General features: G+C 74.2%; 10 protein-coding genes. 6 read left to right on the top strand and 4 right to left on the bottom strand.

All coding sequences use genetic code 11. The features are described from left to right. Both PV721_RS20245 and PV721_RS20240 read left to right on the top strand, forming a co-directional pair. A partial coding sequence (locus PV721_RS20245; RefSeq protein ID WP_319726365.1) for a serine protease occupies nt 1-2438 on the top strand: 2438 nt, incomplete at its 5' end. A 129-nt stretch (nt 2439-2567) separates the two neighbouring features. Beyond that, nucleotides 2568-3524, top strand: a complete 957-nt coding sequence (locus tag PV721_RS20240; RefSeq protein WP_319726363.1) for a bifunctional riboflavin kinase/FAD synthetase — start codon at nt 2568-2570, stop codon at nt 3522-3524. 90 nt (nt 3525-3614) lie between these two features. Here the strand turns inward: PV721_RS20240 and PV721_RS20235 are convergent, their stop codons facing one another. The 3 genes from PV721_RS20235 to eccE form a co-directional block, all read right to left on the bottom strand. Further along, on the bottom strand, nt 3615-6182 hold the full coding sequence (locus tag PV721_RS20235; RefSeq protein WP_319726361.1) for an SCO5717 family growth-regulating ATPase: 2568 nt from the start codon (nt 6180-6182) through the stop codon (nt 3615-3617). Between the two features lie 108 nt (nt 6183-6290). Then, a complete protein-coding gene (locus PV721_RS20230) occupies nt 6291-6989 on the bottom strand; it encodes a hypothetical protein (RefSeq protein WP_319726359.1) in 699 nt (232 codons plus the stop codon). Beyond that, a complete protein-coding gene (eccE, locus tag PV721_RS20225) occupies nt 6986-8266 on the bottom strand; it encodes a type VII secretion protein EccE (protein WP_319726357.1) in 1281 nt (426 codons plus the stop codon). The genes PV721_RS20230 and eccE overlap by 4 nt, the downstream gene beginning before the upstream one ends. 285 nt (nt 8267-8551) lie before the next feature. Here eccE and eccB point away from each other — a divergent pair, with 285 nt between their 5' ends. The 4 genes from eccB (at nt 8552) to PV721_RS20205 (ending at nt 12338) form a co-directional block, all read left to right on the top strand. Continuing rightward, complete coding sequence (eccB, locus tag PV721_RS20220; protein WP_319726354.1) at nt 8552-10135, top strand: type VII secretion protein EccB; 1584 nt, start codon at nt 8552-8554, stop codon at nt 10133-10135. Nucleotides 10136-10146: 11 nt separating this feature from the next. Then, nucleotides 10147-11421 carry a type VII secretion-associated serine protease mycosin gene (gene mycP, locus PV721_RS20215; RefSeq protein ID WP_319726351.1) on the top strand — a complete coding sequence of 425 codons (1275 nt, stop codon included), beginning with the start codon at nt 10147-10149 and terminating at the stop codon, nt 11419-11421. A gap of 214 nt (nt 11422-11635) precedes the next feature. After that, nucleotides 11636-11977 (top strand): hypothetical protein, encoded by a 342-nt coding sequence (locus PV721_RS20210; protein ID WP_319726349.1) that lies wholly within the window; start codon nt 11636-11638, stop codon nt 11975-11977. 49 nt (nt 11978-12026) lie between these two features. Beyond that, the gene (locus tag PV721_RS20205; protein WP_319726347.1) at nt 12027-12338 is read left to right on the top strand and encodes a WXG100 family type VII secretion target; all 312 of its coding nucleotides are present in this window, start codon (nt 12027-12029) and stop codon (nt 12336-12338) included. 111 nt (nt 12339-12449) lie between these two features. Here PV721_RS20205 and PV721_RS20200 read toward each other — a convergent pair whose 3' ends face one another. After that, nucleotides 12450-12695, bottom strand: coding sequence for a DUF397 domain-containing protein (locus tag PV721_RS20200; protein ID WP_030708695.1), 246 nt, complete (start codon nt 12693-12695; stop codon nt 12450-12452). Nucleotides 12696-12770 lie beyond the last annotated feature (75 nt).

The following is a 12770-nucleotide window of genomic DNA, read 5'->3' as shown; positions in this document are numbered from 1 at the left end:
GCACGGAGCCCCGGCACCCCTCCGCCCCCGACGGGGAAAGCCCTGCCCCGGCGGGAGCCCCCGGCATCGCGGAGCACCTCGCGCACGTGGTCGCCCGCGCCGGCCGGCCCCTGCTCGTGGTGCTCGACGCCCCCGAGGAGATGCCGCCGGAGCTCGCCCACCGGCTGGGGCCCTGGACCGCAGCCACCGCCGGGTGGCTGCGCGGGACCGGGGCCCGGCTGGTCGTCGCCGCCCGGCCCGAGTACTGGGAGCGGGCCGGCGCCCTCTACCCGCCCGAGGCACTGCACACCCCGGCCCGCCCCGCCCGGCGGCTGCCACCCGCGCTCGCGCTGGGCGACCTCACCGCCGCCGAGGCCGAGACCCTCCGGGCCCGTCTCGGCATCCCCGCCGACGCCGTCCGCACGGCCGACGCCCACCACCCGCTCACCCTGCGCCTGCTGGCCGGGATCCGCGCCGCCGAAGTCACCGCCGGCCGCCCCGGCCGCGACGAGGTCTTCGCCGCCCACCTGGACCTGCTGTGCCTGCGCACCGCCGTCCGCACCGCCGCGGCGTGCGCCGACGCCGGCGGAGCCAGGGTGCACGGCCCCGGCGTCCGGCGGCTCGCGGCGCGCGTGGCCGGCAGTGTGCACGAGGCCGCACGCCGCTGCCTGGGGCCCGGCCGGGGGCAGCTGGACCGGGCCTCCTTCGAGGAGCTGTTCCCGTGGCGCACCGGCTGGGCCTCCGCCGTGCTCACCGAGGGTCTGCTGGTGCCCGCCGGGACCGGCTACCGCTTCGCCCACGAGGAGCTGTCCGACTGGATCCAGGCCGTCCACCTCGATGTCCCCACCGCCCTCGCCTCCCTCGTCCACGGCCCCGCCGGGCCGGGCCTGCCCGTGCCCCGGCACCGGATCGGCCCCGTCCTGGAGGCCCTGCGCAGGCTGCCCACGGAGCACCTGCACGGCGAGCTCACCGCCCTGGTCCACCGCCTCGACCACTTCGCCGAGGAGCCGGCGCACGCCGACCCGGACCGCGCCTGGTGGGCCGCCCGGCTGCTGCGCGAGAGCCTGCTCCGGGCCCCCGACGCGCACCCGCACCTGCCCGTCCTGCACGCCCTCGCCGAGCACGTGGCCCGCGTCGGCCCGGGGGAGTTCGGCGGCTGGTTCTGGAACCGGCTCCGGCTGCCCGAGCCCGACCGCCTCGACCTGCTGCGCCGCCTGCTGCCCGCCGACCCCGCCGAGGCGGTCCCCGGCGACCGCTACCTCGACGCCGCGGCCCGCCGCCTGGCCCGGGACCCGCAGCGCGTGCAGCCGCTGCTCTGCGCCTGGTTCGCCGACGGCCGCCGGCTGCGTGGCCGCCCGGGGGCCACGGTCGCCACCGCCGCACAGGCCCTGCTGCACACCCACCGCCGGCTCGCCGTGGACGACCTCACCGAGGCGCTCGTCACCGCCGCGCACCCCCGCGCCGACGAGCTGCTGGCCGTACTCGCCGAGGAGGAGCCTTCCGCGATGTGCCGGGCCGTGGAGCGCTGGGCGCACGACGAGCGGCCCGGGCGGCGGGTCGCGGCCGCCGCCTACGGGCTCGCCACCGCCCCGCACGTGCGCACCCCCGCCGACCGCGAGCTGCTGCGCTACGCCGCCCAGGCGCTGCTCGCCCGACCCGCGGACGCGACCCTGCACGGCAGCGCCCTGGCCGTGCTGCTGCGCGACCCGCAGGTGCGCGGCCGCTATCTGTCCGAGGCGCTCGCCTGCTTCCGCGACCCCGAGCCCGGCTCCCGGCTGCCCGCGGCCGCGCTGGTCGCGGCCCTGCCCGTGCTGCCCGACCCGGACACCGTGTTCGCCGCCCTGCGGGCCCGGGCCGACGGGGAAGTGGTGCGCGCCCTGGCCGCGCTGACCACCCCGGGGCTGGCCCGCCGCGCGGGTGACCTCGTACGGGAGCACCTCGCGGACCGGCCCGGGGACGCACCGCACGCCGCCGTCTTCGTGGAACGGCGGCTCGAACAGGGCCCGGCCGCCGCCCCCGTGCTGCGCCCGCTGGTCCTGGACCTGCTGCGCAACGCCCCGTCGGGGGTCAGAGCGGAGCTGGCCGCCGTACTGGCCGCGCCGGGCGGGGAGTGCTCGTACCCGCTGCGGGGCGAGCTGGCCGGCGTACTGCTGCGCGAGGAGGCCGATCCGCAGGTCCTCGGCGCGTTCCTCGGCGGTCTCGCGGCCGGGACCGCCGGGCGCCCGGAGGCCCGTACGCGGGAACTGCTGCGGCGCACGGGGCGGCAGCTGCTGCGGGTCGCCGGCGGGCCGGCGGTCTTCGAGCGGCGGACGGTGGAGCTGGCCCGGGCCGAACCGGCCTTCGGGGCGCTCGTCGCCCGCTGGCTGGCGGAGGCGGGCGCGGAGGCCGCGGCCCTGCTGGGGCCGAGCGCGCGGCGGACGGTGGAGACACTCAGCAGGACGGCGCCGGACGTGACGTGAGGCGATATCCCGCGGCAACGGTCCGACCCAGACGCCGATGCGGGGCAGCGGCCCCGGGCATGGCAGTCTTAGACCTGCAATCGGCAATCAGTTCAAGGACCAACCGGGTTCGGGCGAGGAGCGGTCACAGTGCAGCGCTGGCGTGGCTTGGAGGACATCCCCCAGGACTGGGGACGCAGCGTCGTCACCATCGGCTCCTACGACGGCGTGCACCGGGGACATCAGCTGATCATCGGACGGGCCGTGGCCACGGCGCGCGCGCTCGACGTGCCGTCCGTCGTGGTCACCTTCGACCCGCACCCCAGCGAGGTCGTCCGCCCCGGCAGCCACCCGCCGATCCTGGCCCCCTACGACCGGCGTGCCGAGCTGATGGCCGGGCTGGGTGTGGACGCGCTGCTGATCCTGCCGTTCACGGCGGAGTTCTCGCAGCTGTCCCCGGCCGACTTCATCGTGAAGGTGCTCGTCGACAAGCTGCACGCGCGCGCCGTCATCGAGGGCCCGAACTTCCGCTTCGGCCACCGGGCCGCCGGGAACGTCGACTTCCTGCGCGAGCTGGGCTCCACCTACGACTACGAGGTCGAGGTCGTGGACCTGGTCGAGCGGGGCGAGGCGGGCGGCGGAGTGCCGTTCTCCTCGACGCTGGCGCGTCGGCTCGTCGCCGAGGGCGACATGGACGGCGCGGCCGAGATCCTGGGACGCCCGCACCGGGTCGAGGGCGTGGTGGTGCGCGGTGCGCAGCGCGGGCGCGAGCTCGGCTACCCGACGGCGAACGTCGAGACGGCGCCGCACACCGCGATCCCGGCGGACGGGGTCTACGCGGGCTGGCTGACGGCGGACGGCGAGCGGATGCCGGCGGCGATCTCGGTGGGGACGAACGTGCAGTTCGACGCCACGGAGCGGACCGTCGAGGCGTACGCGATCGACCGGGTCGGGCTGGACCTGTACGGGAAGCACGTGGCCGTCGACTTCCTCGCGTACGTGCGGGGGATGGCGAGGTTCGAGTCGCTGGACGGGCTGCTGGAGGCGATCGCGGACGATGTGAAGCGGGCGCGGGTGCTGACGGACGCGTACGACTTGCAGCGCTGACGGACGAACGGGCGAGGGCCCGTACCGTGCCGGAACCGGATCCTTCTCGATCCGGTCCGGGCGCGGTACGGGCCCTTCCTGTTGGTTCGGTCAGCCGAGGCGCGGGTCGCGCGGGGGCTGCTGGGGCTGCGGCTGCTGCGGCGCCGGGGGTTGCTGCCAGGGCTGGCCGGGCTGCGGGTAGGGCTGGCCGTAGGGCTGCGGCTGCTGCGGCGGCTGCTGGTACGGGGGCTGGCCCTGGGGCTGTCCGTACGGCTGCGGCTGGTGGGGCTGCGACTGCGGCGGCTGCTGGGGGTGGGGCTGGTGGGACTGCTGCGGCTGATGCGGGGCTCCCCAGTGCCCCTGCCCGGCCTGCTGCTGGGCCCGCAGGAAGTCCTCGGCCACGAGCGCGGAGAGGTTGAAGTACGCCTCGCGCGTCTTGGGCCGCATCATGTCGAGATCGACCTCGGCGCCGGCCGCGAGGTGCTCGTCGAACGGCACCACGACGACACCGCGGCAGCGGGTCTCGAAGTGCTGAACGATGTCCTCGATCTTGATCATCTTGCTCGTCTCGCGGACCCCCGAGATGACGGTGAGGGAGCGGGAGACGAGGTCGGCGTACCCGTGCGCGGAGAGCCAGTCGAGGGTGGTGCTTGCGCTGCTGGCACCGTCCACGGACGGGGTCGAGATGATGATCAGCTGATCGGCCAGGTCCAGGACTCCGCGCATGGCGGAGTAGAGGAGGCCGGTACCCGAGTCGGTGAGGATGATCGGGTACTGGCGGCCCAGCGTCTCTATGACGCGGCGGTAGTCCTCGTCGTTGAAGGTCGTGGAGACGGCCGGGTCCACGTCGTTGGCGATGATCTCCAGACCGGAGGGCGCCTGCGAGGTGAACCGGCGGATGTCCATGTACGAGTTCAGGTACGGGATCGCCTGGACCAGGTCGCGGATGGTGGCACCGGTCTCGCGGCGCACGCGGCGGCCGAGGGTACCGGCGTCGGGGTTCGCGTCGATGGCCAGGATCTTGTCCTGGCGCTCGGTGGCGAGGGTGGCGCCGAGCGCGGTGGTGGTCGTGGTCTTGCCGACGCCGCCCTTGAGGCTGATGACGGCGATGCGGTAGCAGGACATGACCGGGGTGCGGATCAGCTCCAGCTTGCGCTGGCGCTCCGCTTCGGCCGCCTTGCCGCCGAAGCGGAAGCGGCCGCCGACGCCGTTGTTGTTGTTCTTGGGCTTCTGCTTGTTGCGCAGCAGGCGGTCGGAGGACAGCTCGACCGCTGCGGTGTAGCCGAGCGGTGCGCCGCCGCCGGTCGGGCCGGCGGAGTAGCGCGGGTCGTGCGGCTGGGGCTGGGGCGGCTGTTGCTGCTGGCCCGGGCCCACGGGCCACTGCCCGGCGGAGCGGGGGTCGTACTGCTGGGGCTGGGGCTGCGGCTGCTGAATCTGCTGCTGCGGGGCGGGAGCAGGCGGCGGGAACGGATGGGAATCCTGCGTCGCGAACGCGGGCGGCAGCGGAGGCAGTTCACCGCCGGGCGCCCCGAACGGGGTCTCCCCGCCGGCCTGCGCCTGCGCCGGTGCCGGTGCCGGCGTCTGCTCGGCGGGAGACAGCACGGGCACCCCGTCGGCGGGGGTGTCCTGCGGACCGGCCCAGCCGCCGGAGGAAGGACGCACCGAGGGGCCCGCGTCGGCGGCCGGCTCGTCGGTGACCGGCGCCGAGAACGGCGCCGGGGGCTCGGCCGGGGACGGCTCCAGGGCGGGAGACGCGAAAGGCGCCGGGGCGTCGAGTGCGGGCCGAGCGTCCTCGACCGGTGCCGGAGCCTCGATCGGGGCGGGGGCCGCGTACGGCGGAGCCGGTTCGTCGGGAGCGCCGAACGGCGCGACGGGGGCCGCGGCGTCGGGAGCGGGCAGCCCGTTCTCGACCGGGGCCGGATACGCCGGGGCGGCGTCTGCCGGAGCCGGAGCCTCCACCGGGGCCGGGTCCAGGGCAGGAGCCGTGTAGGGCGGAACCGGAGCGGGCGCCTGGAGCGCTGCCGGAGCCGGATACGCGGGGACGTCGTCGGCGCGGGCCGGAGCCGGGGCCTCGATCGGTGCCGGTGCCGGTGCCGGTGCCGGTGCCGGTGCCGGGTACGGCGGGGCGGCGTCAGCCGGTGCCGGGACGGGCGCCCCGATCGGCGCAGGGTAGCCCGGGAGGGCGTCAGCCGGAGCCGGATCAGGCGCCTCGACCGGCGTCGGGGCCTGGTACGCGGGGATGTCGTCGGCGCGGGCCGGAGCCGGGGCCTCGATCGGTGCCGGTGCCGGTGCCGGTGCCGGTGCCGGGTACGGCGGGGCGGCGTCAGCCGGAGCCGGAGCGGCCGCCTCGATCGGGGTCGGAGCAGGGAGCGGCGATTCGGCCGGTGCGGGTGCCGGGAACGGGACGGGCAGGCCCGCGCCGTCGGACGGGGTCCGCTGGACCGGCGGAGCGATCCGCATCGTCGAGGGCGACTCCACGTCCGACGGGCGGTGCGGTTCGAAGCCGCTGCCCTCGGGGAGCCCCGGCACCTGCGCGGCCGGGGCCGAGCCCTGCGTGTACCAGGCCGGCGGGGTGTAGTCGATGGTGAACTCGCCCGTCAGCTCGGGCTCCGCGTCGGACTGATCGTCCGTCGGGACGTCCCACGTCCCGCCGCGCCTCTCGTTCCGATCGCCGCTCACTGGTCCTCCTGGTCTGTTGAACACCGGTCCGGCGCCCACCTCGCCGCGCCCGGCCCCAGCCTAATCGCGCCCCGACATCACTGTCCGCCCCCCTCAGGGGGCCCGTGCTCAGTCGATGCGCCGGGCTCCGCCCAGCAGCCCCGTCTCCGCTTCCGTCCCCTGCGTCATCACGAACTGCCGGTCCCGTGGCGTGCACCACAGCGTCACTCCGTCGCCCAGCGTCGGCAGGGAAGCCACGGCCTGCCGCGGCAGCTGCATCAGGCGGCCGATCTGCTCCGCCTCGTCCGGGGACACCCGCTGCACGCCCACCAGCGACGACTGCTGCAGCAACCGCGGCGCCGTCGGGCTCAGATACGGCAGCAGGGTCAGCACCGACTGCCACGGCCCGGCCACCACGCGCCCGCGCGGCGGCCGCATCCCGCAGTCGCGGACCACCAGCACCGGGCTGCCCGCCGAGGCGCCCTGCGGCGGGACCCGGCCCACCTCGTGCAGGGTCACGCACTGCTGCCCGCCGCCCGCCGCCTGGGCCAGCCCGGACCACACCTGGCCGCGCCCGGTCTCCACGGCCACCCGCGCGCCCGTGGCCGCCGCGCGCAGCGCCAGCACCTGCGCCGTCCACAGGCCGCCGATCAGCGTCACCTCGTACGGAGTCGGCCGGTTGATGCCGAGCACCGCGGGCCGCCCCTCCGCGTCCACGCCGATGACGACCCCGTCGTCCCCGACGGGCAGCGCCAGTGCGTCCAGGTCCGCCGCGGGCACCACGTGCCGTTCCCTTCGCGGGCCGACCAGCCCGAAACCGCCCCTCATCGCGCACCTCCCAGCGGCAGCGAAGCCAGCAGCCCCGGCACCTGTTCGCGGTCGAGCCGGACCAGCCCGGCCTTCACACCCCGCGCAGTCCTCTCCAACTCCCGGCGGGCAGCGACGAGTTCCTCGTCGCTGCGCCCTGTCACCCGTACGTGTCCGGTCAGGGTCACGCCCTGTCGCTCCGCCGGGGCCATCGTCAGGCTGAAGTTCGTGGCGAGCGCGGGCAGCGAGGTCAGCAGCGCCACGAACTGCGGCAGCGCCGCCGCTCCCGCACCGCCCAGCTGCGGCCAGCGGCCTATCCAGTACGTCGTGTGCCGCCGGTCGTCGCAGCGCCAGGTCCGCGGGGTCTCCTCCGTACGCCGCCCGGTGCTGGCCGACCGCCCGGCCTGGGTGATCGCCATCGGGTTCGCGCAGGAGGACGTGGCCAGCGCCGCCGTCAGCTCCTGCTCGGTCAGCACGGTGGCCGCGAACCCGGCCCCGGTCAGCCGGCTCGCCAACTGGTCGGCCGCGCGCACCACGCACCGCTGCGCCCCCGCCAGCCCGCCGCCGCGCGCGGTGACGGCCTCGGGGCACAGCTCCGGGTCGAGCTTGAGGGCGATCCAGGTCAGGCGCACCGCCGGAGTTCCGGTCCGGGCCTGCAGCGGCGCGTAGTTGCGGGTGGCCATCGACTGGGCCGGCAGGTGTGGCGCCGGGGCCGGCTGGGTGTGCTGCACCAGCTGAGCGGACTCCAGGCGGATGCCGTCCACTTCGAGGATGTCCCGTACGAGGCCGAGCGGCAGCGGCCGCGCCGCCCGGTCGGGCCGCAGCGCGGTGGCGTCCGTGTCCACCTGGACGACCGCGGTCAGGAAGGTCCCGTCGCCGATCATCCCGACCGGACGCCGCTCCCGGTCGCTGAACGTGAGCGTGCGCAGTGCCGGATCGGCCTCGACCAGCGGGGCCAGCCCGGGCTCGGTGCCCGCGGGCACGACGAGCGATGCGGCACGGGCGCGCCGCGAACGCAGCGCGAGCGCGCTGCCGATCCATTCCGGCAGGGAGCGCTGGTGGCGGCGTACGACCGCGAGCACCACCAGCACGAGTGCCAGTACGCCGGCGGGAACCAGCAGGAGCGGTTCGACCACCCAGGCCACCAGCAGCGCTGCCGCCGCGACCTGGAGCAGTACGAGCTGTTGCAGTCGGAACGGACCGAAGCGGCCGGGGCTCGACTTCGGATGCGGCGTCACCCCGCCACGGGCGGGTGCGGGCGCGGGTGCGCCGGTCTGCGGCTCCGTCGCGGTTGCCATCACTCGCGCACTTCCCCTCTCTTCCCCAGCCACGCTGGGTGGTGCCCCCAGGGCCGGAACCCATGAGTCCGGGCGCTGCGCGGCACGTGCCGCACGACCCCGGAATCTCCCCAATCCACCTCAACAAGCCCTGATTACCCCGGTGCGGGAGGCGCTGAGCGGCTGCCTCACCCTACCCGGCCCGTGCATACCGTCCGTCAAGAGGCATAGTAGGTGCCCGGTCCGACAATCGAGGCCCGGGGACCGTACTCACCGGCCGGGCCGTGCGGGGAGAAACAGGCGGTCATGGCATCACGACGTGATGAGCTCAACGCGTACACCTTTGCGAAGCGGCGCACGGTGGCCGCGTTCCTCCAGCCATCCGCCACGGGGACCGAGGAGGGCGCGCCGCGCCCGCTGCGCGCGGTCCTGCCGGGCCTGATCGTCGGCGCGCTCGTGCTCGCCGGGTTCGGCGCCTGGGGCATGTTCAAACCGACCGCCCCCAAGGGCTGGGCGGAGCCGGGGACCAGGGTCATCGTCGGCAAGGACTCGACGACCCGGTACGTGGTCCTGACCACGAAGGTCAACGGCAAGGACCAGACCCGGCTGCACCCGGTGCTGAACCTCGCCTCCGCCCGACTCCTGCTGGATCCGCAGAAGTTCAAGGTGATCCAGGTCGAGGACAAGGTCCTCGACGCGGGCAAGCCGCCGCGCGGCCCCATCATCGGCATCCCGTACGCCCCCGACCGGCTCCCCTCCAAGGAGGACGCCGGCAAGGCCAAGCGCTGGGCCGTCTGCCAGCAGCCGGGCGGCAACGGCCGCGGCGTGCAGACCGCCACCTTCGTCCTCGCCGACCGCGAGGCGGCCAAGACCGACGACGCCCGCAGGCTCACCGAGACCCAGTCGCTGTACGTGCAGAGCACCGGTCCGGGCAAGGAGCGCTACCTGGTCGACTGGACCGGGACGAAGTACAAGTTCCCGGAGGGCACGCCCGCCGCAGGGACCATGACCAACGCCCTGGTCGGCACCGGCGCCACCCCGCAGCAGGTCTCCCCGGAATGGCTGGGGACCCTCAACTCGGGCGACGACCTGGCCTTCCCGCCGATCCCCGGCAAGGCCGGCGCCAACGCCGACGTCAAGGGCCTGGTCACCGCCGACAACAAGGTCGGCATGGTGCTCAAGGCCCAGACCGGCTCCGGCGCACAGCACTACGTGGTGCTGCCGGGGAAGGTCGCACCGGTCTCCGACTTCGTGGCCTGGCTGCTCATCTCGGCGCCCGCGACCGACGGCCTCAACATGCACGGCAAGGCCCGCGAGGTCGACCTCCAGTCGCTCAACCCGGACGCAGCCCCCTTCGCCGGCGACGTCAAGTGGCCCCGGGAGAAGTCCGACCGGATCAACCAGACGGCGCCGGCCGCCGGCACCCAGACGGGAGGCGGCTCCAACAACCGCGACACCGTCTGCAACGTCCTGCGCTCGGTCGACGGCCAGGGCAACCAGACCCTGAGCACGTGGGCGGGTACCGGCTTCCCCATCGACATCACCGCCAGCGGCACCAGCGCGTACGTCACCCCGGGTTCGGGGCTGCTCTACACGCAGGTCCAGGGCAAGCAGACCACGGCCGGCGGCTCCCTCTTCCTGGTCACCGACACCGGTCTGCGGTACGCCGTCCAGGCCAACGGCGACAGCGACGCCGAGAAGTCGAAGATCGGCGCGCCCGACCCGCAGGCGAAGGGGGGCACCGACGGCCGCCCCGAGGCCAGCCAGGCGCAGGTCCGGCTCGGCTACGGAAACATCACCCCGGCCATGGTGCCCATCGCCTGGTCGGAGTTCCTCTCCAAGGGCCCGCGCCTGGACACCAACTCCGCCCGTCAGCCCCAGGGTTCGTGAGGAAGCCGCCGATGCCCCAGTCCCAGCCGATGCCCCAGTCCCCGACGCCCCGGACCGCGCTTCTCGCCGCCGCCTTCGCCCTCACCCTGGTCTCCGGTGGAGCGGGCGCGGCCGCCGCGGCCGAAGCACCCGCGCCGCACGCCCCGTACGCCCTGCGCCCGGACGGCGCGGGGGAGTGCACCTTCCCCATGAAGAAGCAGATCGCGGACCGCCCCTGGGCCCTGCAGCGCCTGCTGCTCGACGAGCTCTGGGCGCAGACCAAGGGCAAGGACAAGAACGGCGCCAGTGTCCGCGTCGCGGTCATCGACACCGGCGTGGACCGGGTGAACCCGCAGCTCAGCGGCGCCCTCGACACGGGCGCGGGCAAGGACTTCGTCGACCCCAAGGGCGGCGACGGCACGAGCGACACCGTCGGCCACGGCACGAAGGTCGCCGGGCTGATCGCGGCCCGCCCCCAGGAAGGCACCGGTTTCGTCGGCCTGGCCCCGGAGGCCACGATCATCCCGATCCGCCAGAACGACGGGCAGGGCAAGGGCAACGCCCTGTCCCTGAGCCAGGCGATCGACCACGCGGTGTCCAAGGGCGCCCAAGTGATCAACATCTCGCAGGACACCGACGCGCAGCTGTCCGCGGACTCCGAGCTCGGCAAGTCGGTCCAGAAGGCCGTCGCCGCCAACGTCGTGGTCGTGGCCTCGGCCGGCAACGACGGCATGAACGGCGAGAAGCGCAAGACCTACCCGGCGGCCTTCCCCGGAGTGCTCGCCGTCGGTGCCTCGGACCGCAACAACGAGCGCGCCCCGTTCTCCCAGCCCGGCGACTTCATCGGAGTGGCGGCGCCCGGCGTCGACATGGTGTCCACCGTCCCGGGCTTCGGCCAGTGCATCGACAACGGCACCAGCTTCTCCGCCCCGTACGTCGCCGGGGTCGCCGCCCTGCTGCGCGCCGAGCACGGGGACTGGTCCGCGCAGCAGATCGTCTGGCAGATCCAGAACACCGCCGAGCGTTCGGTCAACGGACACGACGACTACGTCGGTTGGGGCATCGTCGACCCCGTGCGCGCGCTCAGCCAGGACCAGGAGGCCCCCAAGGCTCCGGTCCCGGACCCCGGCCCGCCCCCGGCGAAGGCCCCCGAGGCGGCGGCGCTCCAGCTCACCGAGACGGCCCAGGAGCGTGAGGAGCGGTTCGGCACGTACGCTCTCGGCATCGGCGCCGTCCTCATCGCCGTCATCGCGGGTACCGCGACGGTGATCCGGGATGCACGCGGCCGCCGACGCCGTTTGCAGTGAACGGTCACAGTTCATCAACGGAAGCGCCCTACCGGTGTTGGGACTGGGCGCTTAACTGGCTAGAGTGACACCAGGCTTCACGAGTGTGATCGGGGGATCGCGTGGAGCGGAGGGGGATGCCCGAGGCGCGTGGCTCAAAACCGCGCCGGGGCCGCGTCCGCTCCGCCGCGCAATCCGCCGGTTCTGCCGGCGAATTGAGAAGTGAGGAGCTTCGATGAGCACGAACACCTTCGGACTTGCAGACGATCCGGTCGTCAAGGCGAAGAACAAGATCGAGGAGACGGCCAACGCCGTCACCAGGCAGGCCCGCGAGCTCGCCGACATCCTCGCCACCGTGAGCGCCGGCTGGACCGGTGTGGGTGCCTCTGGGTTCATCTCCGCGCAGACCACGGTCAACGACGACCACGACGAGATCCGCCGTCTGCTCACCGTCCTGCACAACGCGGTGGGGCAGACCAAGAACCTCAGCAACGCACAGGACGACGAGGTGCGTGCCGCGTTCAAGGCCGTCCAGTCGAGTGGCGGAGGCAACAACTCCGGCCTCAACGGCATCTGACGCAAGCGTCGTTCACCAGTTACCGCAGCGCAGCGAGAAGGAGAAGAACATGTCGGGCGGCAATGACGGGCACACGAAGGTCCGGTATGAGACGGTCCAGCAGATGGCGGACCGCATCCGGGTCGTTTCGGGGAACATCGTCACGGACCTGAGGGAGATGGAGACGGCCCTGAAGGTCGTCACCGACACCTGGGACGGTGACGCGCACGCCGCGTACGTCGACCTCCAGACGAAGTACAGGAACAAGGCCGACCACATGCAGAAGACGCTGGAGCAGGTCGCCCGTCTCATCGAGCAGGGCAAGGGCGACTACCGTGCCACCGACGTGAAGGCCTCGCGCCTGTTCACCGAGGCCTACTGAGCCCGGTAGCACGTCCAGCACGTCGTTCCACACGCGCCGAAGGGGCGCGCCCGCACCGGGCGCGCCCCTTCGGCGCTTCGTCGTACCGTCCCCGCCGTCCCGTCGGACCGGTCAGGGCCGGTGCCGGTCGAGGTCGAACTCGCCGTCCCTGGCCCCGAGTACGAACGCCTCCCACTCGGCGGCGGTGTAACGCAGCACCGTGTCCCGGTCCAGCGAGGACCGCATGGCGACCGCACCCTCCGGAAGCCGGGCGATCTCGACCCGCTCCTCGTCCGGGCTGGTCCCGGGCGGCCCCTCCCACTCCACACCGCTGATGTCCAGCGCGTACAGCTCGTCCTTCTCCTGCTGGGTGCCCATAGGAGGCCTTTCCCTCGGTGGCGCGGTCTTCACCGCCGATTATCGGGGCTGCGCCGCCGGCCGGGACGGGTTTCC

The organism is Streptomyces sp. MB09-01, assembly GCF_033794505.1.
GTDB lineage: Bacteria > Actinomycetota > Actinomycetes > Streptomycetales > Streptomycetaceae > Streptomyces.
This window is presented reverse-complemented; position numbering and strand designations above follow the sequence as displayed.